Source organism: Pseudomonas sp. FSL W7-0098 (assembly GCF_005930585.1).
In the GTDB taxonomy this organism is placed as follows: Bacteria; Pseudomonadota; Gammaproteobacteria; order Pseudomonadales; family Pseudomonadaceae; genus Aquipseudomonas; species Aquipseudomonas bubulae.
Genome location: NZ_RXHW01000010.1, coordinates 175,302 through 199,852, shown reverse-complemented (window position 1 = coordinate 199,852; position 24,551 = coordinate 175,302). Strand labels below are relative to the sequence as shown.

Here is a 24,551-nt window from a genome sequence, read left to right as displayed (position 1 = left end):
GGGCACAAAAAAGGGCGACCTGGGTCGCCCTTTTTATGTTTGCCGTGGGGTTAGCCGCGGCGACGCAGTGCGTCGATACGTTCTTCCAGTGGCGGGTGGCTCATGAACATCCGCGCCAGGCCTTGTTTGAGGCCGCCGTTGATGCCGAAAGCCGCCATGGTGTCCGGCATGTGAACCGGCAGCCCCTGCTCGGAGCGCAAGCGTTGCAGGGCGCTGATCATTGCCGAGGTGCCGGCGAGCTGTGCACCGGCTTCGTCAGCCCGGAATTCACGTTTACGCGAGAACCACATCACAATGGCGCTGGCGAGGAAACCCAGGACCAGTTCGGCGAAGATGGTCGCAACGTAGTAGGCAATGCCGCGGCCCTCGTCGTTCTTGAACACCACCTTGTCGACAAAGTTGCCGATGATCCGGGCAAAGAACATGACAAAGGTGTTCACCACGCCCTGCACCAGCGCCAGGGTGACCATGTCGCCGTTGGCAACGTGGCCGATTTCGTGGGCCAGTACCGCTTTTACTTCATCGGGCGAAAAACGCTCGAGCAAGCCCTGGCTGACTGCGACCAGTGCATCGTTTTTATTCCAGCCCGTGGCAAAGGCGTTAGCCTCGTATGCCGGGAAAATCCCCACTTCAGGCATCTTGATCCCGGCTTCGCGGGACAGTTGTTCAACGGTTTGCATCAACCATTGTTCATGACGAGTACGAGGTTGTGTAATCACCTGGGTGCTGGTGCTCATCTTCGCCATCCATTTGGATATGAATAGCGAGAACAGAGACCCTGCAAAACCAAAGACCGCACAGAACACCAACAGCTGACTGAGGTTCAGATCAACCCCGTTGGCCGCCATGAACCCGTCAAAGCCGAACAGGCTCAGGGTGATGCTGGCAATCAGCACGACCGCCAGGTTAGTGGCCAAAAACAGCAGAATGCGCATCATGGTTGTATGAATCTCCTCGTCTTAAGGGTGTTGCCGTATGCGGGGTATATAAGGTGCTGCCACAGGCTATTCAACCAGGTGACTATTTCAAACTGTGTCCTGCAGCCTGATTTTAGTAGTTTGCTGGGAATTTCCTAATATGAAGGAGCGTTTTTTTTGGCCAAAAGTTCCACTGAGCGCCAGTAAATAAAGGGCTTTATGGTTTTCATGAGGCTATTGAAGGCGGGGGAGGTCCGTAAAGACGCAGAATGAAGAATGTTTCATCAGACACATGTTGTGCGACTTTTGATTGGTCGCACAACATGTTCAGAAACTACTGACGATAAGTCTTCAGAAAGTTACCGATCCGGCCAATGGCCATGTCCAGCTCGTCGACACGAGGCAGGGTCACGACGCGGAAGTGATCCGGCCACGGCCAGTTGAAGGCGGTGCCTTGTACCACCAGCAGTTTTTCCGAGAGCAGGAGGTCCAGCACGAATTTCTCGTCGTTGAGGATCGGGCACACTTTCGGGTCGATACGCGGGAACGCATACAACGCCCCCATCGGTTTCACGCAACTGACACCGGGGATCGCGTTGAGCAGTTCCCAGGTGCGGTTCCGTTGCTCAAGGAGGCGTCCGTTGGGCAGTACCAGATCATTGATGCTCTGGTAGCCGCCCAACGCGGTTTGAATGGCGTGCTGGCTGGGCACGTTGGCGCACAGGCGCATGTTGGCCAGCATGTCGATGCCTTCGATATAGCCCTGAGCGTTTTGCTTGGGCCCGGAGATGGCAATCCAGCCCGAGCGGAAACCCGCAACCCGGTACGACTTGGACAGGCCGTTGAAGGTCAGGCACAACACGTCAGGGGCCAGTGAAGCGGTGCAGATATGCACCGCGTCGTCGTAGAGGATCTTGTCGTAGATCTCGTCCGAGAACACCACCAGATTGTGCTGGCGGGCAATCTCGAGCATGCCCAGCAGGACTTCCTTGGAGTACACCGCACCCGTCGGGTTGTTCGGGTTGATGATGACCATGGCTTTGGTGTTTGGAGTGATCCTGGCTTTTATGTCCTCAAGATCAGGCCACCAGTTGGCTTGCTCGTCGCACAGGTAGTGCACCGGATGGCCGCCAGCCAACGTCACGGCAGCGGTCCACAGCGGGTAGTCCGGTGCTGGTACGAGAACTTCGTCGCCATTGTTGAGCAGGGCCTGCAGCGACATCACGATCAGCTCGGACACGCCGTTGCCCAGGTAGATGTCTTCGATGCCGACACCTTCCACCTGCTTTTGCTGGTAGTACTGCATGACTGCCTTGCGGGCGCTGAACAGGCCTTTGGAGTCGCTGTAGCCCTGGGCTGTCGGCAGGTTGCGGATCACGTCCTGGAGGATTTCGTCCGGCGCTTCAAAACCAAAAGGTGCCGGGTTGCCGATGTTCAGCTTGAGGATGCGATGGCCTTCCTCCTCCAGTCGCTTGGCGTGCTTGAGCACCGGGCCGCGAATGTCATAACAGACGTTGGCGAGCTTGTTTGATTTGCTGACCTGCATGGCGATGTGATCCCGAAAATGAACGATCCAGGCGATGTGATGACCACTGCACTGGGAAATTCTGTGTTTGCACACAGTGGCTAACACCGCTTTGCTTCAAGAATCCGTTTGAATGCAGCTAGGGCGGGTGCCAGACTGGTGATTAACGAGGCGCAATCATACGTGCCACCCGATCCCTGGAAAAGCCACCGGTCGGGGTTTTTCAGTGACAGAGGCAGAACCATGGAAAAGTTGAACAAAACCCTGGACGAATGGAAGGCCATGCTCGACCCGGAGCAATACAACGTGTGCCGCCTCAAAGGCACCGAACGGCCGTTTTCGGGGAAATACAACGCCACCAAAACTGACGGTGTCTATCACTGTATCTGCTGCAACGCGCCGCTGTTTGACTCCAGCGCCAAGTTTGACTCTGGCTGCGGCTGGCCGAGCTTTTCCCGGCCCATTGGCGACAGTGCGATGGTCGAGATCCGTGACGTCAGCCACGGCATGGTGCGTACCGAAGTGGTCTGCGCCAAATGTGATGCGCATCTGGGCCATGTGTTCCCTGACGGTCCGCCCCCGACCGGGCTGCGCTACTGTATCAACTCGGTGTGCCTGGACCTGGTCCCTCGCGTCTGACTTCTTGAGGTGTTGCCATGAACGATAACCTGCTCGATATTGCGTGTACCACGCTGGTCGGTGAGCAAAAGGCCCTTGGCGATTTCGGCGGCAAGGCGCTGCTGGTGGTCAATACGGCCAGCAAGTGCGGCTTTACCCCGCAGTACAAAGGGCTGGAGGCGTTGTGGCAGCAGTACAGGGATCAGGGGCTGGTGATTCTGGGCTTCCCCTGTAACCAGTTTGGCAAGCAGGAGCCGGGCGACGAAGCGGCCATTTCCGGGTTTTGCGAGCTGAATTTTGGTGTGAGCTTCCCGCTGTTCAAGAAGGTCGAGGTCAATGGCCCCCAGGCTCATCCGTTGTTTGTCCAGCTCAAGAGGCGTGCGCCGGGGCTGTTGGGCTCGCAGGGAATCAAATGGAACTTCACCAAATTCCTGGTCAGTGGCGATGGCAAAAGCGTAAAGCGCTATGCCCCGACCACCAAGCCTGAGGCGCTCAAGGCCGATATCGAAGCGTTACTGGGTTAAAATCGCTCTATCTGTAGCCGCTGACGAGTGGAACGAGGCTGCGATCGGCGGCGCAGCCGTCGCAAATCCTGCAAACCGTGCCTGTCTGGTGCACCCTGGTGCATCATTTTGCGACCGCTTCGCGCTCGATCGCGGCCTCGTTCTACTCGTCGGCGGCAACACGGTTGGAGTCTCTGTCTCGCCTTTGCGGCACCCATACCTCAATCAACGCCGCCAGCTCTTCGCGCCGAAACGGCTTGGCCAGATAATCGTTCATCCCCGCCGAACGGCAGCGCTCACGCTCTTCGGGCATGGCATTGGCGGTCAGGGCGACGATGGGCAACTTGGGCCAGCGCCCGCGATGGCGGATTTGCCGTGTGGCTTCGTAGCCATCCATGACTGGCATGTTGCAGTCCATCAACACCAGGTCAAAGGTCTTCTGCTCCAGCCGACTCAGCGCCTCGCCGCCGTGGCTCGCAACCACCACTTCACAGCCCAGCTTGCTCAACATGCCCTTGGCCACCAGCTGGTTGACCGGATTGTCTTCGACCAGCAGGATTCGCGCGCGGTGGACCGCAGGAGTATTCACGGTTTGAGTGCCCTGTACCTCGCCGTCGTCCTTGAGCAGCAAATGTTGCAAGGTCTTGTACAGTGCCTGACGCGACAGGGGCCGGGCTTTTTGTTGCAGGGGTGCCAGCGCATTGACCTGGTCACCGGGCATAAAGTTGCCATACGCGGTCACCAGCAGGATCGGCGCACTGATGGCCGGGCGCAGGCCAAACAGGCACTCGGCACAGTCGGTAATCAGTAACTGTGGATGGGTGTCGGTCAGTGAGTCGTCCTGGGAGTAGCGTGTGTAGTCCAGCCCCCACAGGGGCAAAAAACTGCCAAGCATTTCGCTCAGCCCGCTGCTCGCTGCACTCACCACAATAACCCGGCCGGACAACGGCTTTGGCTGGATGGCGGGGGTATGGCAGGGCAGGGGGAGTTCGGCGCAGAACTGGCTGCCAAAACCGACTTCCGAGCTGATGGTCAGGCGTCCGTGCATGACTGCGCACAGACTGTTGGTCAGGGTCAGACCAAGCCCGGTGCCACCATACTGGCGGGTGATGCCGGCCTCTGCCTGAGTGAAGGGGCTGAAAATTCTTGCCTGGGCCTCCTGGGCGATGCCGATGCCGGTGTCGCAAACCTCGATACGTACCTGATCGCCTTGCGCGCTGAGCCGTACATCCACCCGCCCGAATCGGGTGAATTTCAGCGCGTTGGACAACAAATTGCTGACGATCTGTCGGACCCGGGTCGGGTCCCCCATGACCAGTGCCGGAAACTGCGGATCGATCAGGCAGGTCAGTTCCACGCTGGGTGCGGCGTTCTGTGACAGCAGGTTGGCGGTATCTTCGATCAGCGTGCCCAGGTCGAAGGCAATATGTTCAAGCTCCAGTTGGCCCGCGTCGAATTTCGACAGGTCGAGAATGTCATTGAGCAGCTCGACCAGAACCTTGCCGGAGTCATGGGCAATCGACAATTGCTGGTGTTGCTCGGCATTCAGCGGGCTGTCCAGGCACAGCGCCAGCATCCCGAGCAAACCATTGAGCGGGGTGCGTATTTCATGGCTCATATTGGCCAGAAACGCTGAGCGTGCCTGGGCCATTTCCAGGGCAGTAGTGCGCGCAGCCTCAAGCTCTTCATTGGAGTGGCGCAGTTGTTCGTTGCTGGCCTCCAGTTCCTGGGTGCGCACAGAAACAATGGTTTCCAGCTGTGCCAGGTACTCGGTCAGGGTGTTTTCGGCGCGGCGCCGGTATTCCATTTCACGGGCCATGGCCTCGAACTGCTGATTGGCAGCGTTCACCAGTACGCCAATTTCATCGTTTTCGTGACCGCTGGGGCAGTGCACTTTCGACTGCCCCGGATCTGCGGGCTTGCCATCGCTGATCTCACGAATCACTCGCACCAGCGGCTTGGTCAGCATGACGTAAAACAGGCCCAGAAGAATAAAGGTGAGCACGATGCTGCGAATAAAACCGCTGAGCAGTGTGACTTCCGCCCGCTGCAAAAACCGCTTGCCGAAGGGGTAGGTATCCACCTCAAGGTGCAAGACGCCCATGCTTTGTTCGGGGAGGTGATTGAAGTACAGTCGCTGGTCAAATGAGCGGTTGGCACCAAACAGAGAGTCGCTCAGCGCCCGATAACGGCCGGTTTCAGGCAGATCCTGCACCGCCGAGAGCACCAGATAGTCGTTGTCGAGCAGTTGTGCGGCGGTGATCGCCGGTGAGCGCACCAGCCCCTGCAAAAGCTCTTGGGCAAGCTCCGAATCAAGGTTGTAGGCAATGCGTGATGCCGGGTTGTGACTGATCTCCAGCAGCGACTGGATTTCGCGATCGATGGCGGCGTTTTCACTGGCATAATCGATGCCGATTTGCAGCAGGCTAAGCAGGGTCCCCAATATCAGACCGACCAGCACAGTCAGTTTGGCTTGCTTGAAAGACAGGCGGTGGGTGAGTTTTATGTCCATTGGGGGTGTTGCACCTGTTTCCATTTCCTTGCGGCGTGCAAGAGTAGTCGATTCGTGGGTCAACCGGCAGGCATTACTGCGGTATTTGCGACCTGGCGATGTGAGTCGTAATGTGGTTTGAGCTGAATGTAGGTCATATCAATATGCCATCATTGTGTATCAGTCTGAGGAAATGTTGTGAATTCTAATCTGGATGCCTTTCTGCAACGGGCCGAAGCGGTCCTCGCACGTCTTGAACCCTTGCTGCCGGCTCAGCGTGAGCCGATCGAATGGCATCAATGCCTGGCGGCCCGTTGGCAGCGGGAGGGGCGTTCGGGTTACCTGATGCCATTGCAAGTCAGCCTTGATATGCGCCTTTCGGACCTGATCGGCGTCGATATTCAGCGGGATCAGCTGGGTCGCAATACCAAACAGTTCCTTGATGGTTTGCCGGCCAACCACGCTCTGCTTTGGGGCTCGCGCGGTACTGGCAAGTCTTCGATCATCCGTGCACTGCTTGCCGAGTATGGCAATGCGGGCCTGCGCCTGATCGAGATCGAGCGTGACCATCTGGCCGACCTGCCGCGGGTGGTCGAGCAATTGCAAGGTTTGCCCCAGCGCTTTGTGCTGTTTTGCGATGACTTGTCATTTGAGGCGGGTGAAAGCGATTACCGGGTGCTCAAAAGCGTGCTCGATGGTTCCCTTGAGCAAGCGCCGGATAACGTCCTGCTTTACGCCACGTCGAACCGCCGTCATCTGGTGCCCGAAAAGGAAAGCGATAACGAGAACTGGAAGAATGTCGACGGTGAGTTGCATCCCAATGAAGCTGTGGAAGACAAGATCGCCTTGTCTGATCGCTTCGGCCTGTGGCTGTCGTTTTATCCGTTCACCCAGGACCATTTCCTGAGCGTGGTTGAGCACTGGATCGATGTATTGGCCACCAAAGCCGGTTTGCAGTGGCAGCGCGACGAGGCACTGGATATTCTGGCGGTGCGCTGGGCAACCGGGCGTGGCAACCGCAACGGCCGTTGTGCCTATCAGTTCGCGCGTTATTGGGTGGGTTTGAAATTGTTGGAGCAAGTGAATGATTGATTTGAACGCCACAGGTGCAGGCCTGAACGGCTATGGCCTGTTGCAGGCTCAGTTGGAGTCGTTGTTGGCAGATGAGCGTGACTTTATTGCCAACGCTGCACAGTTCTCGGCGTTTTTGTATCACCAGCTCGATGATCTGAACTGGGCCGGGTTTTACCTCAATCGTAATGAGGAGCTGGTACTGGGCCCGTTTCAGGGGCAAATTGCCTGTGTTCGTATCCCGTTTGGGCGTGGCGTCTGCGGGGCTGCAGCGGCGAGCCGGCAAACGCAGCGAGTTGAAGACGTGCATGCATTTGCCGGGCACATCGCTTGCGACAGTGCCTCCAACAGTGAGTTGGTCGTGCCGTTGATCAAGGATGGTCGCCTGATCGGCGTGCTGGATCTGGACAGCCCGAGCATCGGGCGCTTCAGCGAGCAGGATCAGTTGGGCATTGAAGCGCTGGCGGCCATCTTTTTGCGCTTGAGCGAGTGCTGATCCGCATCAGTTTTTCAGCCCGGCCTTGAGCATCAGCGCATGGATATCGACCGTATCGATTTGTTGAGGGTCAAGAAACTGCCGGGCGTATTGCAGGTAAATCTGTTCGTGCATGAACAGCGCGAACAGTTGCGGATCAATATGGGCGTCATGGCACATGGCGGCCATGATGTTCAGCGCCTCACTCAAGGTTTTGCTGCGTTTATAGGGGCGATCCGACGCGGTCAATGCCTCGAAAATATCGGCAATTGCCATCATCCGTGCCTCCAGGCTCATTTCCTCGCGTTTCAGGCGTTTTGGATAACCGCTGCCATCCATTTTTTCGTGATGCCCCCCGGCAATTTCGGCAATGTTGCTCAGGTAGGCAGGTAGCGGCAGGCTGCTGAGCATCAGGATGGTTTGCACGATGTGGTTATTGATGATGTAGCGCTCTTCGCGGGTCAAGGTGCCGCGCCGGGTACTGAGGTTGTACAGCTCGCCACGGTTGAATTTGTAGGGTGGTACTTCGAGTTTGAAGCCCCAGGGGTTTTCGGGGTCAATCAGGTCGGCCTCGGGGCGAGTGAACAGGTGCTCGGGCTTGTCGGCCAGCAGCGACTCGGTCACCGGCAAGGCTTGCTCCTGGCGGGTGGACTGGCGTTTGTTTTCTTCCCAGGAAACGCCCAGGCGATCATCCAGCGTGCGGGTCCAGGTGCGGCGCGCAATGGCGTTCAAACGCTGCAGGTCTGCCTCCATCATGGCTTCCCCGCCCAGATTGCACTGGGCGACAAAAGCGAAGTCATCATCCAGCTCAAGCAGGCAGGCATCTCGCAGGTGCGCCAGCTGTTGATCGTCGCCACCCAGGGCCCGTGCCTGCCAGTAATTGACCCAGGCATCGCGCTTGAGCACTTCAAAGCGGGTGCGGATTTCGTGAATGCGGTCGTACAGGGTTTCAAGCTTGGTGGCCTTGTCGACCACATATTCCGGTGTTGTGACCTTGCCGCAGTCGTGCAGCCAGGCGGCGATACGCAGCGCCTCCCATTGCTCATCCGTGGGAGCGTACTGCTCAAAGGGTGGCTGCCGGCTCGCAGCAGCCGCCTGTGCCAGCATCAATGTCAGGATTGGAACCCGTTGGCAATGGCTGGCGGTGTACGGGCTTTTGGCGTCTATAGCCCCCGCCAGCAATTGGATCAATGCATCCAGCAACTGTTTCTGCCGAGCCTGCAGGCGCTGGCTTTCAATAGCAACGGCAGCTGTACCGGACACCGCCTGGATAAAGGCAATCCGGTCGGCCCGCAAGTGGTCCTGATCGTCAGTCGAACCACTGTCGTTCAATACCAGCACAAGAATACCCACCGTTTCCCCCTGGCGGTTGTGCAGGCGAATGCCGATCAGGTGGACACTCTGGCTGCCCAGTTCATCCATCACAGACTGCAAGCCACCCGCCTGTTCAAGGGTGAGTGAGCGGGCGACACTGTCATGACCTTCGAAAAGCGCCCGTAACCACTCGGGGCTCTGGCTGTCGTCAGGGTTCAACACGGGCGCGGGCTGGGTTGCCAGTTCCTGGGGCTGGCCGTTGATGATCAGGCCTTTTAACTCCAGTTGAGTACTGTCGTTTTTTGTCAGGTAGATCAGCCCGGCCTCTGCCTGAGCAATCTTGAGAGTCTCGAACAGTACGGACTGCAGCAAGGGTTCAAATCGGGTATGGGCCGAAAGGCTGGAGGTGATTTCAAAAAAGCTGGCGAGGGTTTCTTTCATGCGGCCCATGGATGCCTGCATCTGATCGATTTCGAGCACGGGCGATTGTCGTGTGAATGGATAGTTGAAATCGAACCGTCGAACCGCATCGGCTTCACGCACCAATTCGCGCAAGGGCCTCACCAGCAACCTGGAGGTCACCCACCCCATGGGCAGGCACAGCACCAGGGCGCCCAATGTCACCAGGGCCCCTTGCCAGCGCAACTGATAGGCATCGGCCAACAGCTCGTCTTGCGGGACCATCATTGCCAATTGCAAGCCATTGGCACTGCCATCGTCCACCTTGAACCGCGAAACGATCCATTGGCGCTGGCCGTCGTCCAGGCGCTGCTGAGCATCTGCCCCTTGATTGATCAGCAGTCCAAGGGCCGGATTCAGCTCCGAGACTTTGGGCAGTTTGGTGGGGTCCATGGCGTTCAATAATTTGTTGAAGTCCGGGTAAGCGATGGCCCGGCCATCATCGCCGAACAGAACAATCTGTGTACCAGGCGTTGTTTGATGGTCGGCCAGGGTGGCGGACAGTTGAGACAGCGTTACATCGGCACCCATCACCGTATTGGCAGTACTGCGTTTGGCGAGTGTAGTACCAACTTCGTGGGTGGTAAAAAACAGGTAGGGGCTGGTGGTGGTCTGATTTTTGTCGGCATCCTGCGCAATAAACCAGCTGCGCACGCGGGGGTCATAGAGCTCATTGGGGATGTTGCGCTGTTCGAGCTGTTTCAGATTTGCATCCAGATACAGTTTTTTTGAATTAACCGTGCCTTGCCGGGCTGCACGTGTTATCGACCATACTTCGAAGCTAGCTTGGGGTGGGGCTTTTAACTGGCGCCGGATCTCTTGATTGCGTAAAGGCCGGACCAGGAAAAAGTTGCCGTTGTCATCGCCCAGGTATAGAGCTGACAGTGTGTGGTTGTCTTCGAGTGCTTGTACAAAGGGCTGCAGCAGGCCTGTTCGAAGCTCGACCTGGTCGGTTGTGGCCGCAGAATCAAGAATTAGCAGGTTGAGCGCATGCCGTATGGGTTGATAGGCATCCAGCAGGTCATCCTGAACATCCTGTTCTATGTAGCTGAACAACTTTTGGCTGCTGTCGAGAATGATGCGGGTGGTTTGCTGGTAATTGAATACGCCCAGTACAACGCCCAGCAATAGCAACAAAAATGTAAACATCGCACTTATGTGAGCATGCAGCGGGTACTGGCGCCGATGGGAGAGCGCACTGTTGCGCATGGGCTGATTCTCCGCTGATGTAGGCGTGCTGGTATCTATCAGCATAGTAAAACCGCGCCAACCTGCCTTTGATTGGCGCTCAGGTGTGCTTCGTCAACGATTCAAGTTGCAGGGCCAGCGCCTGTCCCAGTGCACGCATGGAGACCTGCACTTGCTCGCGGGCCTGCACGAGGTTAGCGGGCGTGGCTTGCTCCAGTGCCTCGCAGTTGTTGATCAGGCTTTGGGCGCCCACAATGCGGGCAGCGCCTTTTATCCTGTGGGCAATTTCGACAAACGCCTGCAATTCGCCGTTGTCAGGTAACTCAAGCAGCGTCTTGAGATCCTGGCAGTTGCTGCGGAGCAGTTCTTCCAGCAAGAGTCTTGTTCGTTCCTTGTCGCCTCCTGTAAGCGGGCTGAGAGCGTCGGCGTTGAAGGCTTCCGGGCAGTGGAATAGCGGCTCAAGCATGGCCAGTCGTTGACTCAACAGGGTCAGGCTGATGGGTTTGAACAGGCAGTCGTCCATTCCTGCCTGCTTGCAGCGTTGCCGCTCTTCCGGTTGGGCATTTGCAGTAAACCCCAGCACGGTACATGGCCGTTGGCTGGAGGCCAGCTCATGCTTGCGTATGGCTCGAGTCAGTTCATAGCCATTCAGGACAGGCATGTTGCAGTCTGCAATGACCAGGTCGAATTTGCCTGTCTTCCAGGTTTTCAAACCTGCGGCGCCGTCGTGCTCGGTGGTAAACCTGTGCCCTAAAAATCCAAGTTGCTGGCACATCAGCAAGCGGTTGGCCGGGTGATCATCCACCACCAGTACGTTAAGCGGATGAGCGGCAGGGTTGATTGAGGGTTCTTGTGCGGGGGGGCACTGGGACGGCGTCAGGGTTGGCACTTCAAGTTTTATCTGAACCTGGGTACCTGCACTTTCCTGGCTGCTCAGTACCAGGGTGCCGCCCATCATTTCGCACAGGCTACGGCAGATGACAAGGCCAAGACCGGCACCATTGAGCGCCAGTTGCCCGCTGTTCTGTGCCTGGGCGAAGGGCTCAAACAGGCGTGCCTGATCACGCTCGCTGATGCCGATGCCAGTGTCTTTGACGCTCAAGTGCAGTTCAGTCCGCTCAGGGGTGCCGGCTGGCAGCAAGTTGATTTCAAGCGTCACCCGGCCTTGTTGGGTGAACTTGATCGCATTGCTGATCAGGTTGGTCAGGATTTGCTTGAGACGAAGCGGATCGATCAGTACGTCGGGTAGATCGTCTGTTGCATCGAAACGCAGGTCGAGCGTGAGGTTTTTTTGCCGCGCCAGGCCATCAAAAATCCGCATCACGGAGTGTGCCAGTTGGTGCAGATTGACGCGTTCCGGGGACAGGTTCAGGCGGCCGGACTCTATACGGGCAATATCAAGAATATCGCCTATCTGCTCCAGCAGGTCTTTGGCCGAGTTATAAGCAACTTCAATGGACGGGCGGTCGAGATGCCCATGGTCGGCGCGCTTGAGCGTCAGTTCAAGCAAACCGATCACTGCGTTCATCGGTGTACGGATTTCATGGCTCATGGTTGCCAGGAAGGTGCTTTTGGCCCGGTTGGCATCATCTGCCAGCTCCTTGGCCGTACGCAGCTCATCCAGTAGCTGATGACGTTCACTGATATCAATCCAGCCACCGATGATGCCCTGTACTTCGCCCAGGGAGTCCCGATAGGGAAGAATCCAGTGATAGATAGTGAGCGTTTTTTCGCCGATTCTCAGCGGGCGATCAGTCACCAGCGGAGTACCTTCACGCATGACACGCAGGTAGTCGGCCTGATAGTCACGGGCTTCACATTCGTTGCTCAGGAGGTCGCAGGTTTGCATCACGGTCTTGCCGATGACTTCTTCGCGCCTGGCTGAAAAGGCATTCAAGTAGCTGTCATTGCAGGTTTTCAGAACACCTTCGCGATCACGCACATAAATAGGATGAGGCGTACCGTTGACGAGCGCACGCATGAACTCGAACTGATCGCTGAGTGCACGTTCGGCCGATTTTCGTTGCCGGATCTGGCGCCGCATATAGGCATTCCAGATCAGGGACAGCAACAGTAAAAGGCTGGTGCCAATGATGAACTGGTAGAACAGGCGATGGTAATTGTGCCAGTAACTATCAGATGCCGGCACATAGCCCCGCCAGCGGCTGTTGATAATGCCCAGCTCATCAGGCGCGATACTCAACAACGCCTTGTTGAGGATTGAGGACAACTCGCTGGCATCCCGGGCAGTGGCGAGGGAAAACATGGCGGGTTGGGTGCCGATGGTGGCACTGATTTGTAACCGGTCCTGAAACAACCCCGAGGCCAGCAGGTAGTTGGCGATGACCAGCGTACTGACTGCACCTTGCACTTTCTCTTCGGCCAGCAGTTCTGTGGCGCGATAGATATCCCCGGTTTCTACCAGTGTTATCTGCGGGTATTGACTGCGCAGGTAATCGGTCAGGGGATTGCCTCGGGTCAAGGCCAGTTTTTTACCCGCAAGTTGTTCAAGGCTCGCAGGTTGCCCATCACCTTTTGCCGTAAGCAGGACAAAGGAGTTCACCAGATAGGGACGGGTGAAACTGAGGGCGCTTTCTCGTGAGGCTGAAGGATTGATGGCCGAGATAATGTCGGTTTCGTGCCGACTGATCATTCGGGTCATGGTGTCGAGGCTGTTCGCGCGTTGTATTTCGAAGCGCAGCCCCGTGCGCAGACGGATCATCTCCAGCAGGTCGGCAGTAATGCCTCGGAAATCCCCGCTGGCATCAAAAAATGTCAGGGGTGCCATGGTTTCGTTGACCACTACGTTGACCACAGGATGCTTGAGCAGCCAACGGGCTTCTCGCTGAGTAAGCTGCAGCTTCTGATCGGACAGTAGAATGTCACTGCCAGCGCTCCAGCGTTTGGCAATGCTTTCTTGTTCACTGTTGGGTACGGCCTTGAGTGTGGCGTTGATGATGCCTAGCAGGGGCGAGTTGTCCCGACGCACTGCAAAGCTGAATCCATGGGCTTCGTGTTTGCCAAAATTGGCCATCTTGATGTTTTTCAGGTACCCCTTGTTGATCATGTAATGGGTCGACACAGTGTCCCCCAGAAAAATATCCGCCTGATCGAAAGCCACGGCATTAATGGCATTTTGATAGGACGGATAAGACTGGATGATTGCCTGGGGATAAAGCGCCTTTACTTCCTCCTGGGGCAGATAGTGGTACACCATACTCAAGCGCAAACCGGCGAGGCCTTGGGAGAGTGAGCGTGTTTCTCCCTCTCGGGTCACCAGTACGGGTTGGTCGATGGCATAGGGAATGGAAAGTACAAGGTGCTGGTTCGCGGCCTCAAAGCCGTTGGAAGTACCCAGCAGGTCAATCTGGCCGTCCTCGAGTGCCTTGATGGCTGCTTCTCTGGAGGCAAAGCGCTGGATCCTGATCGACAGCTTGAGGGCTTTGCGCAGAAGGCCGGCGTAATCTGCGGTGAGGCCTTCGTAGTCCCGACCGCTATCGGTCATGTCGAACGGTGGATAGTCGGCAGCAGAGGTGCCGATCACGAGTTCGCGCTTATTTTGCAGCCAGTATCGTTGAGTGTTGTCCAGGGGGACTTCAATGTGGCCGGAACTCGAGCGGCTGAGCAACGTAAGGGTTTCACTGCGGACCGGGGCGGCCAGCACGGGCACGCACAGAACTAACCCCGCAAAAAGTGACAGGTACTTGATTAATCGTGCGGGCATCCTGTTTTTCATACAAGACCATTACGTTTTGCCAGCTCGATAAGTTCCACCAGCGAATGGGCTTTCAGTTTTTGCATGAGGCGCTTTTTGTAAGTGCTCACGGTTTTGTTGCTTAAAAACATGCCGGCTGCAATGTCCTTGTTTGTTTTGCCTTGTGCGAACAGCTTCAGAACCATAAGTTCCCTGTCGTTGACAAGTTTGAATAACTCGATTTCAGATGAGTTGTTGTGATCGTTTGTTTCAGAAGTCAATGCCTGGCTTGGAAAATAGTTGTAGCCAGAAAATACCGCTTTTATTGCACTGGTAAGCTCACTCAGTTCTTCTTGTTTGCACACATACCCGGCTGCACCGGATTGCATGCAGCGCATGGCGAAAAGTGTCGGTGACTGCGATGTGAGAACCAGCGTCTTGAGGGCTGGGCTTATTGAGCTGAAGCGTGACAGCACTTCCAGGCCATCGAGTTTGGGGATGCTGATATCAAGAATTACCAGATCAGGAGTGCACTCGCGGATCATCTGCATGGCGTCTACTCCATTGTCGGTTTCTCCGACTATTTCATAACCTTCATGTTCTAACAACATGCGAATTGCGAGCCGGATTACAGGATGGTCGTCGACAATAAATACGGTGTTCATATTGATTCCCCATAAGGTGCTGAATAGAAAGCGCGACCTTAGCTCAGATGTAAGAGCTGGGGCAGGAACCGGGGAGCCTACAAACGTAGTATGGGAATTATCCTACGCAAAATAAGGCGATGGCTCACTAAATACACAAGGGGAGAGGCGTATTTAAATGCGCGTTTAAAGATTTTTTGAGTTTAACGCTGGGCGCGCGAGTATATTTCTTTCTTGTGTATGGAAAAGTCTTACTTGCTACTTCATGTTGTAAACATAGTGTTTGATCAAGTGGAGCTGCGTGCCCTCCCTGTTTGGCAGGGGAGGGCAGCGGTTGTCAGGCGGGGGGTGGAGTGACCTGTCATTGCTCTGGTCATTTCAGTGGCATAACTGTCGGTCATGCCGGCAATAAAGTCGTTGATGCGCATAAACGATCGATGTAATGGCCACTGTGGGTCGGGAGCATTGTTGCCCAGCAAATCGAGGATCCGACGGTTTTGAACGATGGGGTACGACCGCCATGCTGCCCAAGTGCGGCGCCACAGAATGCATTGAGGAGGATTTCCAGGGACGTATAGGCACCCGTTTCATGCAAGGTTTTGCATTTGTCCTGGAAGATTTTTTGCGTGCCATGTCTTTGTTGTCCAGCACGCAACGTGGCCGTGCCGTGCATATGCTCGACCAGATCCCCTGGTGCCGGCAGTGCTTGCTGTTGTTCGACAAAAGCCCGGGCAGCGGCGTTGGTCAGATGTTCGATGGCCTTGCCGCGCAGTATTGCCCGTTTTCGCCGTCGTGAGTCGTTGGGGCCAAGCAGGCGAAAAGTTTCAGGCAAATCATCGCCCACCAGGTTCAGCAGCAGGGACTCGACACATGGAGAAGCTGCGTTTGCGTTTGGGAACCTCTCTTGGTGATAAATGGACAAGGCTAGTTACATCATTGCAGTTTTGGATATTTTGAAGAGGGCATGATCTGCCGTTGAGGGTCTTCAGGTTTAGAGTATATATGTGTTTGATGGGTTGGTTTATGTAAGGTTTTCCTTAAGTAATAAGTGTTTTTTATGTGCGGTGAACTCTATTTGCTTCCTGTTGACTGGCTATAGGCGGCAAAATACCCAGTTCCTTTTGTGTGGTCAGGTTGGGCTATTAGGGAAGGTGTTTATAAGTCGTGATCTTTCTCTACCTATTATAGCTTGTCGAGTGAGCTGGGGTGTTTGTAATCTGCGCTTTAGTCAGGGGGGATGCTAGCTGTAAGGGGATGTTAAATTTTCTGTTGCTGATTGACTGTCAGGTATAGCAGTGGAGAAGTTGTTAGCAGGTTGTGAACTTATTTTTGTGTAGGGGGTAGTGGCATTTTACAATCAATCGTTTTGTGATAGGATTTGTCCGTTCTAGCGTTGATTGGTTTATGCAATCTATTAAATGGAAAAGGAAGAAATGGATAAAATTATAAGTGTTGTATTTGCGTCGTTGATTGCGGTTTCGTCGTTTGCAGCATCAGCAGAAACCTTTGAGCGAGTAGAGCTTGATAAAGATAGTACCAGTGTTCAGTACGCTGGCCCTATTAAGTCAGTCACTAAATCGCTTGAAGGTTATAAGTGGCTTGGTCAATCAGATGACATGAATGGTGGCGTGGTTTTTGAGCCGTATGCAAACCCTGATTTTGGTAAAAATGACACTGAAACGGGGGGTGCAATCATGGTGGCCGCCACATTCTATCTTTATGATAAGCCAGTTAAAGAGGCTCTGATGATTGCTCGTCAAAGCGAGATTCCGGGTTTTGTTGAGTTTTACGGGTACGAATCAAGAGAGCTACAATTGCACGTGAGGATGGCTGATGATAATGCATTCCAAGCTTTTTCAAGTGCAGACGAATATCGTAGGCCGGAAAAGTTAATGGAATATAAAAAGGTTGAACAATTTAATAAGAGTAACTATGAGAGCAAGTTGAAGTCTGCACTTGATGATGGAACTGTTTTTTAGTGACGGCGTCTAGAGAAAAGGCTGCCTTGGAGGTCTTTTTTATTTTTATGGTTTGGGGTTTTTTTGAAGTAGGGGGCTTGGTCCAGGTTGGAGGGTTGAATTGATCAGCTTAAAGTGTGTTTTGAACCGTGGTATAAATCAACGGTCTTAGGTGTTATATCAATTACTGGGGAGCACGCATGGAAAGCATGAGTTGGGACAAGTTGCTGAATAATACCCGTCTTGGCGGTCGTCCTCCTAAATCTGAGCTAGGCCGTTCACCTTTCCACTCAGACCACGACAAGGTTATTTTCTCCGGAGCTTTCAGACGCCTTGCCAGAAAGACTCAGGTTCATCCTCTTGCCACTAATGACCACGTTCATAACCGTCTCACACATAGCTTGGAAGTGGCTTGTGTAGGCCGTACCCTGGGGGTGAGAGTAGGCCAGGAACTTCTGAATGAAAGACTTATTCCTGAGCAACATTCAGCTTCTGATATTGGTGATATTGTCCAGACTGCTTGTCTCGCTCATGACATTGGCAACCCTCCCTTTGGGCATACAGGTGAAGAAGCTATTCGTCACTGGTTCACCAATGATGTTGGGGCGAAGATAATAGAACAATTGCCTTTTAATGAAGCTACTGATTTACGTAGATTTGAAGGCAATGCACAAGGGTTTAGGGTTTTAACGACCTCGGAATATCATCCCTATGAAGGGGGGATGCGTCTTACTTATGCGTCGCTTGGCGCTTTCATTAAGTATCCTTGGCTTGCTGGTGATGCTGTTAATGGGCAAAGACCTATTCAGAACAAATATGGTATTTACTGTTCTGAATTGGGTTTGTTCAATGAAGTGGCGGACGCTACTGGCTTGTTAAAGCTGGGTGATGGTTGGCGGTGTCGCCATCCACTGGCTAACTTGATGGAGGTGTCTGATGATTTTTGCTACGCCATTCTTGATTTAGAAGATGGTGTAGAGATGGGTATCCTTGAGTGGGATAAGGTCTTTGAAATACTGTGCCTTGTCCTTGATGATCACCAGAAGAATCAGTTAGTCAAAGAAATTCAAGGCATGAAGGTTGGCCGTAGGCTCTCTATGATTCGTGGGAAAGTTATTTCAGCTTTTGTAGACGCTGGAGCGACTGCTTTCATGAATAACCATAATGAAATCATGACTGGCAAGGTTCTAGGTATTTTAGAACTTTGTGATAAGAATGTCCGTGAGTGTGTAGCCGCCGCCAAAGGTCTTGCTCGCGATGAAATCTTCCAGCATCCCAGGAAGGTTGAGTTAGAAATAGGGGCTTATAGCACTATATCTACGCTGCTAAACGTTAGCTGCTCTGCTGCTTTGGAATATGTCAGAAAGGGCGGTGTAGCTGATTCGAAGACGAGAAGGGTGGTAGAGCTTCTTGGGCTGGACTTGAATAATTTAGACGCCAGTGGGGGTGTTTCCAAGGAGTACGGTGCAATGATGCAGGTTCTGGATTACGTGAGTGGCATGACCGATAACTATGCCATGCACTTGGCTCGACAGTTTAATGGTATGGGCGGGGAGCGTTGAGCCTGCGTGTACATATTAGGCAGCTGTTTTATTATGTGATTGCAAATGTGCTTCTCATTGAAAAGGCCACCTAAGTGGCCTTTTGTATCACAATTCAGCTTTTAATTTGTCGAATTCATTTTTTATTTCACGAAGCATTAACTTGCGTCCCTCATTTGCTTTGGAGTTTCCAATAATGGCAGAGATGGAAAATCCAACGGCAGTAAGGGCTGTTCCTACTACATAGCCAAACCATCCTTTGGCAATGTATACGCTAAGGGCAGTCACTGCGAGTCCGGCGGCGACAACAATTTTGTTGCCGTTATAGGTTTTGAATTCCCCGTGCTCGTAATACGTTTGCGTAACTGCAAGTGAGGCCAGGCTAAAAAATGTGCCTACGCCCGGCAATGCAAACATTATAAAGTCTTGAAAAGTAAAAGTTTCTCTTTCGCTAATATACCCGAGTGTGTAAATCTCTCCATTCGGGGTCACTTGATAGGCGACTGGTTCACCACTTTTAAAAGCCATTAGAATTTTTTTGCCAACAGGAGCATGTAAACTCTCGTCAATGAGGATCGCTGGCAGCAAGTCACCGTTCTGAAACTCAAGCAATGCCTCAAGCTTGACATGAGTTCCTATATTGTTACTAACTGAAACGTTGTTGCCTTGCTTAGTGGTTGTAACTGAGCCGCTTGTGTGGGAGGTGACTGTTTTGTCCCTTAAAATGACTGCTGCACAATCGAACGCGGGCCTTCTACTCATGGCTATTCCTTAGCTTGCTAACAATAAAAACGACTAACTCAAAAAATTAAGCGGGAGGCTGGCATAATGCCATTATTTGATGAGGGCCAGGAACTTATCAAATTTCCAAAGCCTGATCAAGCGGCTGTAGAGGCTTCATTCTTTTATGCGTTCGTTAGAGGCTAACAGGATAGGGTTTCGCTGCTGCGCCAGAGGCGTAGAGCAGGTGACTTATAGGCAGGCGATGGCTAGTGTCTTTGTTTTGCTGGTGATGCAAACAACCGTAAATCCCTAGTCAGTTCGAACGGGCTGTTCGAAGGGTGGTGTATCGGCTCTATAATTGTCCTGACAAAAACAGAGGTTATTCCTAAGTGGTACAATTTCGTCTTCTTGTTCTTATATATTCTTATTTGTAACTAGTTGGCTGTTGACACTGTAATAAGGTCGTTTCTGGCTGCGGAGCCTAAATACAGTTCGCTCGGTAGCAGCCGAACCGGTGCTTCTTGTCACCCAGGGAGCGGCCGACGCAACTGACTTCGAGGGAGTGGGTGAGGCGGGTGTGGATATGGTCGTTGCTGTTGACCGGATGGACCTGTGTTTTGCGCCCCAGCAGCTTCTCGTTTCAGAACGGATGACGCAAGTGGAGGCATGATCAGGGGCGCCATATGTGGCAGCGGGCTTGCTCACGATGCAGGCAGCGCGGTGTTTCAGTCAAACCGCGTCGATGCCATCGCGAGCAAGCCCGCTCCCACAGAAGGAGGGGGGGAGGCTTTCTGTTCAGGGCTTGCGCGAGGCCTGGATCACCATCTTGATCAGTGGTATCAAGCCAGTGGTCAAGCTGATCCAGCGTGACGTGCCCCCGGTGTTTTTGCTTTTGGCGCCTCTGCCGGTCAGGAACCCGAGCAGGGTGACAATCCCCACACCCCACAAGGGTGCATGCTTGATCCCCAGGGTTTCCTGCCAGTTGCTGGTCATCCCGCGCATTTTTTGCAGGGGTTGCAGTAGTTGTTGCGACTCATGACGAATCTCCTGACGGTGCATTTCCATGCGCAGGCGGATCAAGGTTTTGCGCAACTCCTGGCGTGAAGCATTTTTCGGCAATTCAGGCAGGCTCATGGCAACAAACGCTCGCGGTCTTTGGCCAGCTCTTCAAGCGTGGCATTGAAAGGAGAGGATTCATCGAATATCGCGGCGTTGAGGCGCAGCCCGCAGAACACCGCGGCCAGTGTATAAAACACACAAAGCCCGATAATGCCGGGGATGCGGTAGCTGTCCCAGAGCAGGATCATCACCAGCGCCGACAGTCCGATCAGCAGCAACAGCGCGAACACCAGTGCCAGCCCGGCAAACAACAACAGGCTGACGGTGCGTGCCTTCTGCTCTTGCAGTTCGATGCCCAGCAATTCGACATGGCTGTGCAACAGACCCAGGAATGCGGCACCCAAGCGCCGCGGTGAGGAACGGGGGGAACCGGATTCGTCTGTCATATCAGCGCCGGGTTGCCAGCAGGCCCAGAACAAAGCCGATACCGGCCGCGATGCCCACAGACTGCCAAGGGTTTGCCTGCACATAATCTTCGGTGGCCACCACAGCCGCCTGACTGCGGTCTTTCAACGATTCCTTGGTTTCTTCCAGGGTTGCGCGGGCCTTGAACAGGCTGTCCTTTATCTGGGCGCGCAGTTCTTCAGCCTGGTCACCGGCCAGGGACGCGGTGTGTTCCAGCAACTTTTCGGCATCGAGTACCAGCGTCTGGAAATCGGCCATCAGGATTTCTTGAGCATTCTTTGCTGTTTTACGGGCCATGATTCACTCCATTAGTGGCTTGATAATCGTTCGAGTGTAGGCCTTCGGTGAAGGTTCACTCGTTTCCTTGGCATTGCTTACGCTGTTGGATGGGCAATGCCAGAGATGTCTTTTGTGTACAGAGGCAAAACCTTACCTTAAATCAGTCGTTTTCGCGGGGGATTGCAGCTTCCCGCGCGTCTTCGCTTTCAAAACAGCCTTCGAGCAGGTGATAGCGGTCATGGCGTACCTGGTCGACCCGGCGTTGCACGATTTTTTCTGACAGGCCCAGCAAAATCAAGGCATGGGAGGCGAGCATCAGGCTCGACTCGAGCAATTCCGGTACCACTTCAGTTGCCCCGGCGGCCTTCAGCTCGGTGAGCTGGCTGTCATCGCGGGTCCTGACCAGGATAGGCACTTCGAGGGTAATCAGCCGGGCTTCCTTGAGTACGCTCATGGCCACCTCGGTGTTGTCCACGGCAATCACCAGCAGTCGCGCACGATCCAGGCCTACAGCGCGCAGCAGATCACCCCGGCGGGCGTCGCCGTAGTGCACGCAGCTGTCCGCTTTAGCTGCTTCCTCAATGCGATCGGGGTCGTAGTCCAGCGCGACAAAGTCCTTGTGTTCGCTGCGCAGGAAACGGCCAATGGACTGGCCCACGCGGCCATAGCCGCACATCACCACGTGCCCGTGCAGTTCGGCGTTTTGGCTGGCGATTTCTTCCAGCTCCGCCTCTTCATAGGATTGCCGGTGCAGGCTGGCTGCGATAAGTGGCGCGGCGCGCAGCAGCAGGGGTGTCAGCAGCATCGAGCAGAACGTGGCGGCCAGCAGATAGGCAGCCATATCCGCCGGGATCAGCGAGTTGCTCTGCATCTGCGCCATCAGGGCAAAGCAGAACTCACCGCCCTGGGCCAGGGCCAGGCCACTGCGCCAGGCGGTTTCTCCGTCGCTGCCACGCAACTTGACCAGAATCGCGACCACGGCACCCTTGATCAGCATCAGGACCAGGGTCAGGCCTAAAATCAGGAAACCGTGGTGAATGAAAAGCTGCAGGTCGATCAGCATGCCGATGCTGACGAAAAACAGACCCAGCAGAATGTCCCGGAAAGGTCGGATATCGGCTTCAATCTGGTGTCGATAGTGGCTTTCACCCAGTAGCATGCCGGCCAGGAAGGCGCCGAGCGCAGGGGACAGGCCCAGCAGGTGGGTGAGCCAGGCGGTGAGCAGCACGATCACCAGCGCCAGCAACACAAACAGCTCTGCCGAGCGCGACGCGGCCACCTCGTGGAACAGGCGCGGCAGCAGGAAGCGACTGGCAAACAGCAGCCCCAGAAACAGGATCACAGTCTTGCCCAAGGTAACCGGCAAGGCCCAATACCAGGCCTGGTCGCTGCTGCCGGCGAACACCGGCACCAGGGTCAGCAACAGTACCGCGACCACGTCCTGAAACAGCAGTACGCCAATGGCATTCTGACCGTGACGGCTGAAGATTTCCCCCAGGCTAGTCAGCTCTTTACTTACGATCGCCGTGGATGACAGGGCGAGTCCGGCACCGAGCAGGAACGCGCCGTTAAGGCTCATGCCAAAGGCATACAGCAGGCCGCCCAGCGCCACTGCCGAACACAGCACTTGCAGGCTGCCCAGGCCAAATACCACCCGACGCAGCTTGAGCATCTTGGGCAGCGAGAACTCCAGCCCCAGGGAAAACAGCAAAAACACCACTCCAAGCTCTGCCAGGTCAGGCAGATCGGGGCTGTCATTGATCCAGTCGAGGGCGGTGGGACCTACAAACAGGCCGACACACAGGTAACCCAGCACCGGCGGCAGCTTCAGGCGCCGGAACAGGGCAATGACCACCAGTGACGAGGCAAGGATGATTAACAGATTGGCAAACACGAAAGGCTTCCTTGGCAGGTCGGGAAAAAGGTCGCGAGCATCCGGCAAATACGAAGGTCTGTCGCTGATGTGGGTCAAGCGTAGTCGCAAGCAGGGGAATAGAGCGATTGTATTGGCAAATCAGGCATACGGCTGCGGCTATCTGCTACGGGTCGACGTCACCGGGCCAGGCTCTTAAGATAAACACTTTATTTCTAAGGTCGTTATTTATGCCTCCCGAATGCCAATTGTTCGGCACCCTGGGTTGTCACCTGTGTGAACTGGCCGAAGCGGTTTTAATGCCCTTGGTCGAGCATGGGTTGATGGTCGAGCTGGTCGATATTGCTGACAGCGACTCGTTGTTTGAAAGCTACGGCTTGCGTATTCCGGTATTGCGCCGGGTCGATACGGGCCAGGAGTTGGGCTGGCCGTTTGATACTGCGCAGGTGGTCAATTTTCTTGGATAAACCTGCATAATCACCGGCTGCATTTTCCGCTCGAGACCCTTTATGTCGTCCCAGCCTTTCATCGCCGCCGAGCATCAAGCCAGTACCTTGCACCTGCCGCCAGGCAGATGGTTGACGGTGCTCGACTGCCTGAGTGAACACTTCAGTGCCATCAGCCGCGAACAGTGGCTTGACCGTATCGCCCGTGGCCGGGTGCTGGATGCCGACGGTGCGCCTATCAGCCCGCAGCTGGCGTACCGGGAAGGCCTGCGCATTCATTACTTTCGCGAAGTGCCCAACGAAACGCCCATTCCGGTGCAGGAAACCATCCTGTATGCCGATGAGCATCTGGTGGTGGCGGACAAACCGCACTTCCTGCCGGTGACCCCGGGCGGTGAGTATGTCGAGCAAACACTGCTGCGGCGCTTGATCCGCACCCTGGGCAACCCCCATCTGGTGCCCCTGCACCGTATCGACCGGCACACGGCGGGCCTCGTGCTGTTTTCTGCCAATCCGGACACTCGTTCGGCGTATCAGTCGTTGTTTCCCGCGCGCAAGATCGACAAACGCTATGAGGCCATTGCTCGCGCATTGCCTGAACTTGAGCTGCCGCTGGTGCATAAAAGCCGCCTGGTGGAGGGCGAGCCTTTTTTCCGCATGAAAGAAGGGCCGGGCGTCAGCAATACCGAGACCCTGGTCGACGTTTGTGAGAAAAACGGTGAGTTGTGGCGTTATGCGTTGTACCCCGTCACCGGAAAAAAGCATCAGTTGCGGGTGCATATGGCGGCGCTGGGGGCAGGGATATGCAATGACCCGTTCTACCCGGACGTGATCAGGGACGCTGTCGATGACTACGCCGAGCCGCTGAAACTGCTGGCCCAGAGTTTGCGCTTTGTTGATCCGCTCACGGGAGAAGCACGCTTTTTCGAGAGCAGGATTCATCTGGACTGGTAAAACAAAACCCGCACTAGGCGGGTTTTGTTTTAAGACCAGAGAGCGGTATTACAGCTCTTTAACGGTACGAATCTGGTCTTTGTTGATGCGGGTTTCTTTACCGTCCAGTTGCTTGAACTGGTAGAAGCCTGAGTCGTCATCGTATTTTGGCGCGTCGACAGTCTGGATTTCGCGACCGTCGTTCAGGGTGATCACCGAAGGCGAGGAGCAGCCGGCAAGGGCGGCCATGCCAGCAGCGAGCATCAGGGCGGCGAGAGTCCGGTGAGTCATTGTGTATCTCCAACAAGTGAATGTGCTGTTAATGATTACTGTCCTTGAGACGTATACATCGTCTGCAAGTTCCATTGCTAGCCC

20 protein-coding genes and 2 pseudogenes are annotated in these 24,551 nt (G+C 54.8%); 8 read left to right on the top strand and 14 right to left on the bottom strand.

Annotation, left to right across the window (positions count from 1 at the left end; all coding sequences use genetic code 11):
- Positions 1–50: 50 nt before the first annotated feature.
- Positions 51–938: a protease HtpX gene (gene htpX, locus FHL07_RS18940; protein WP_088379295.1), complete on the bottom strand. Its 888-nt coding sequence runs from the start codon at positions 936–938 to the stop codon at positions 51–53.
- A 313-nt stretch (positions 939–1,251) separates the two neighbouring features.
- Positions 1,252–2,463 (bottom strand): pyridoxal phosphate-dependent aminotransferase, encoded by a 1,212-nt coding sequence (locus FHL07_RS18935; protein ID WP_095002241.1) that lies wholly within the window; start codon positions 2,461–2,463, stop codon positions 1,252–1,254.
- Between the two features lie 222 nt (positions 2,464–2,685).
- On the opposite strand from FHL07_RS18935, the gene msrB reads away from it, so the two are divergent.
- Positions 2,686–3,081 (top strand): peptide-methionine (R)-S-oxide reductase MsrB, encoded by a 396-nt coding sequence (msrB, locus tag FHL07_RS18930; protein ID WP_095002240.1) that lies wholly within the window; start codon positions 2,686–2,688, stop codon positions 3,079–3,081.
- Between the two features lie 17 nt (positions 3,082–3,098).
- Positions 3,099–3,584 (top strand): glutathione peroxidase, encoded by a 486-nt coding sequence (locus FHL07_RS18925; RefSeq protein WP_095002239.1) that lies wholly within the window; start codon positions 3,099–3,101, stop codon positions 3,582–3,584.
- A gap of 142 nt (positions 3,585–3,726) precedes the next feature.
- Here FHL07_RS18925 and FHL07_RS18920 read toward each other — a convergent pair whose 3' ends face one another.
- Positions 3,727–6,075: a hybrid sensor histidine kinase/response regulator gene (locus tag FHL07_RS18920; protein WP_095020304.1), complete on the bottom strand. Its 2,349-nt coding sequence runs from the start codon at positions 6,073–6,075 to the stop codon at positions 3,727–3,729.
- Positions 6,076–6,252: 177 nt separating this feature from the next.
- On the opposite strand from FHL07_RS18920, the gene FHL07_RS18915 reads away from it, so the two are divergent.
- Together FHL07_RS18915 and FHL07_RS18910 are read left to right on the top strand one after the other, a co-directional pair.
- Positions 6,253–7,146 (top strand): ATP-binding protein, encoded by an 894-nt coding sequence (locus FHL07_RS18915; protein ID WP_095025151.1) that lies wholly within the window; start codon positions 6,253–6,255, stop codon positions 7,144–7,146.
- On the top strand, positions 7,139–7,621 hold the full coding sequence (locus FHL07_RS18910; protein WP_095002236.1) for a GAF domain-containing protein: 483 nt from the start codon (positions 7,139–7,141) through the stop codon (positions 7,619–7,621). The genes FHL07_RS18915 and FHL07_RS18910 overlap by 8 nt, the downstream gene beginning before the upstream one ends.
- A gap of 6 nt (positions 7,622–7,627) precedes the next feature.
- On the opposite strand, the gene FHL07_RS18905 is transcribed toward FHL07_RS18910, so the two are convergent.
- From FHL07_RS18905 to FHL07_RS18890, 4 genes and pseudogenes are all read right to left on the bottom strand, one after another.
- A complete protein-coding gene (locus tag FHL07_RS18905; RefSeq protein WP_138738785.1) occupies positions 7,628–10,582 on the bottom strand; it encodes an HD domain-containing phosphohydrolase in 2,955 nt (984 codons plus the stop codon).
- Between the two features lie 79 nt (positions 10,583–10,661).
- Complete coding sequence (locus tag FHL07_RS18900; RefSeq protein ID WP_138738784.1) at positions 10,662–14,285, bottom strand: transporter substrate-binding domain-containing protein; 3,624 nt, start codon at positions 14,283–14,285, stop codon at positions 10,662–10,664.
- Positions 14,286–14,293: 8 nt separating this feature from the next.
- Positions 14,294–14,920, bottom strand: coding sequence for a response regulator transcription factor (locus FHL07_RS18895; RefSeq protein ID WP_095002233.1), 627 nt, complete (start codon positions 14,918–14,920; stop codon positions 14,294–14,296).
- A 266-nt stretch (positions 14,921–15,186) separates the two neighbouring features.
- A pseudogene (locus FHL07_RS18890) lies at positions 15,187–15,767 on the bottom strand (deoxyguanosinetriphosphate triphosphohydrolase); the annotation flags it as partial.
- 550 nt (positions 15,768–16,317) lie between these two features.
- On the opposite strand from FHL07_RS18890, the gene FHL07_RS18885 reads away from it, so the two are divergent.
- Both FHL07_RS18885 and FHL07_RS18880 read left to right on the top strand, forming a co-directional pair.
- Positions 16,318–16,878, top strand: a complete 561-nt coding sequence (locus tag FHL07_RS18885; RefSeq protein ID WP_138738783.1) for a hypothetical protein — start codon at positions 16,318–16,320, stop codon at positions 16,876–16,878.
- A gap of 179 nt (positions 16,879–17,057) precedes the next feature.
- On the top strand, positions 17,058–18,419 hold the full coding sequence (locus tag FHL07_RS18880) for a deoxyguanosinetriphosphate triphosphohydrolase (protein ID WP_306108787.1): 1,362 nt from the start codon (positions 17,058–17,060) through the stop codon (positions 18,417–18,419).
- A gap of 87 nt (positions 18,420–18,506) precedes the next feature.
- Here the strand turns inward: FHL07_RS18880 and FHL07_RS18875 are convergent, their stop codons facing one another.
- From FHL07_RS18875 to FHL07_RS18850, 6 genes and pseudogenes are all read right to left on the bottom strand, one after another.
- Positions 18,507–19,160 carry a hypothetical protein gene (locus FHL07_RS18875; RefSeq protein WP_095002231.1) on the bottom strand — a complete coding sequence of 218 codons (654 nt, stop codon included), beginning with the start codon at positions 19,158–19,160 and terminating at the stop codon, positions 18,507–18,509.
- 487 nt (positions 19,161–19,647) lie between these two features.
- Positions 19,648–19,749: pseudogene (locus FHL07_RS24075) on the bottom strand (hypothetical protein); the annotation flags it as partial.
- Positions 19,750–19,916: 167 nt separating this feature from the next.
- Positions 19,917–20,255, bottom strand: a complete 339-nt coding sequence (locus FHL07_RS18865) for a hypothetical protein (RefSeq protein WP_095002230.1) — start codon at positions 20,253–20,255, stop codon at positions 19,917–19,919.
- The gene (locus FHL07_RS18860) at positions 20,252–20,626 is read right to left on the bottom strand and encodes a phage holin family protein (protein ID WP_095002229.1); all 375 of its coding nucleotides are present in this window, start codon (positions 20,624–20,626) and stop codon (positions 20,252–20,254) included. The genes FHL07_RS18865 and FHL07_RS18860 overlap by 4 nt, the downstream gene beginning before the upstream one ends.
- Before the next feature lies 1 nt (position 20,627).
- Entirely contained in the window at positions 20,628–20,942 is a 315-nt protein-coding gene (locus tag FHL07_RS18855) for a DUF883 family protein (RefSeq protein ID WP_095002228.1), read from the bottom strand.
- Between the two features lie 142 nt (positions 20,943–21,084).
- Complete coding sequence (locus tag FHL07_RS18850) at positions 21,085–22,818, bottom strand: cation:proton antiporter (protein ID WP_095002227.1); 1,734 nt, start codon at positions 22,816–22,818, stop codon at positions 21,085–21,087.
- A gap of 209 nt (positions 22,819–23,027) precedes the next feature.
- Here FHL07_RS18850 and FHL07_RS18845 point away from each other — a divergent pair, with 209 nt between their 5' ends.
- Entirely contained in the window at positions 23,028–23,264 is a 237-nt protein-coding gene (locus FHL07_RS18845) for a glutaredoxin family protein (RefSeq protein WP_095002226.1), read from the top strand.
- Positions 23,265–23,306: 42 nt separating this feature from the next.
- Complete coding sequence (locus FHL07_RS18840; RefSeq protein ID WP_138738781.1) at positions 23,307–24,197, top strand: pseudouridine synthase; 891 nt, start codon at positions 23,307–23,309, stop codon at positions 24,195–24,197.
- 48 nt (positions 24,198–24,245) lie between these two features.
- Here FHL07_RS18840 and FHL07_RS18835 read toward each other — a convergent pair whose 3' ends face one another.
- Positions 24,246–24,467, bottom strand: coding sequence for a YgdI/YgdR family lipoprotein (locus FHL07_RS18835; protein WP_095002224.1), 222 nt, complete (start codon positions 24,465–24,467; stop codon positions 24,246–24,248).
- Between the last annotated feature and the right edge of the window lie 84 nt (positions 24,468–24,551).

Excerpts from the sequence above, each read along its gene's own strand:
- htpX (WP_088379295.1), bottom strand. The coding sequence starts at position 938 with ATGATGCGCATTCTGCTGTTTTTGGCCACTAACCTGGCGGTCGTGCTG.
- FHL07_RS18935 (WP_095002241.1), bottom strand. The coding sequence starts at position 2,463 with ATGCAGGTCAGCAAATCAAACAAGCTCGCCAACGTCTGTTATGACATT.
- msrB (WP_095002240.1), top strand. The coding sequence starts at position 2,686 with ATGGAAAAGTTGAACAAAACCCTGGACGAATGGAAGGCCATGCTCGAC.
- FHL07_RS18925 (WP_095002239.1), top strand. The coding sequence starts at position 3,099 with ATGAACGATAACCTGCTCGATATTGCGTGTACCACGCTGGTCGGTGAG.
- FHL07_RS18920 (WP_095020304.1), bottom strand. The coding sequence starts at position 6,075 with ATGGACATAAAACTCACCCACCGCCTGTCTTTCAAGCAAGCCAAACTG.
- FHL07_RS18910 (WP_095002236.1), top strand. The coding sequence starts at position 7,139 with ATGATTGATTTGAACGCCACAGGTGCAGGCCTGAACGGCTATGGCCTG.
- FHL07_RS18905 (WP_138738785.1), bottom strand. The coding sequence starts at position 10,582 with ATGCGCAACAGTGCGCTCTCCCATCGGCGCCAGTACCCGCTGCATGCT.
- FHL07_RS18900 (WP_138738784.1), bottom strand. The coding sequence starts at position 14,285 with ATGCCCGCACGATTAATCAAGTACCTGTCACTTTTTGCGGGGTTAGTT.
- FHL07_RS18895 (WP_095002233.1), bottom strand. The coding sequence starts at position 14,920 with ATGAACACCGTATTTATTGTCGACGACCATCCTGTAATCCGGCTCGCA.
- FHL07_RS18885 (WP_138738783.1), top strand. The coding sequence starts at position 16,318 with ATGGAAAAGGAAGAAATGGATAAAATTATAAGTGTTGTATTTGCGTCG.
- FHL07_RS18880 (WP_306108787.1), top strand. The coding sequence starts at position 17,058 with ATGGAAAGCATGAGTTGGGACAAGTTGCTGAATAATACCCGTCTTGGC.
- FHL07_RS18875 (WP_095002231.1), bottom strand. The coding sequence starts at position 19,160 with ATGAGTAGAAGGCCCGCGTTCGATTGTGCAGCAGTCATTTTAAGGGAC.
- FHL07_RS18865 (WP_095002230.1), bottom strand. The coding sequence starts at position 20,255 with ATGAGCCTGCCTGAATTGCCGAAAAATGCTTCACGCCAGGAGTTGCGC.
- FHL07_RS18860 (WP_095002229.1), bottom strand. The coding sequence starts at position 20,626 with ATGACAGACGAATCCGGTTCCCCCCGTTCCTCACCGCGGCGCTTGGGT.
- FHL07_RS18855 (WP_095002228.1), bottom strand. The coding sequence starts at position 20,942 with ATGGCCCGTAAAACAGCAAAGAATGCTCAAGAAATCCTGATGGCCGAT.
- FHL07_RS18845 (WP_095002226.1), top strand. The coding sequence starts at position 23,028 with ATGCCTCCCGAATGCCAATTGTTCGGCACCCTGGGTTGTCACCTGTGT.
- FHL07_RS18840 (WP_138738781.1), top strand. The coding sequence starts at position 23,307 with ATGTCGTCCCAGCCTTTCATCGCCGCCGAGCATCAAGCCAGTACCTTG.
- FHL07_RS18835 (WP_095002224.1), bottom strand. The coding sequence starts at position 24,467 with ATGACTCACCGGACTCTCGCCGCCCTGATGCTCGCTGCTGGCATGGCC.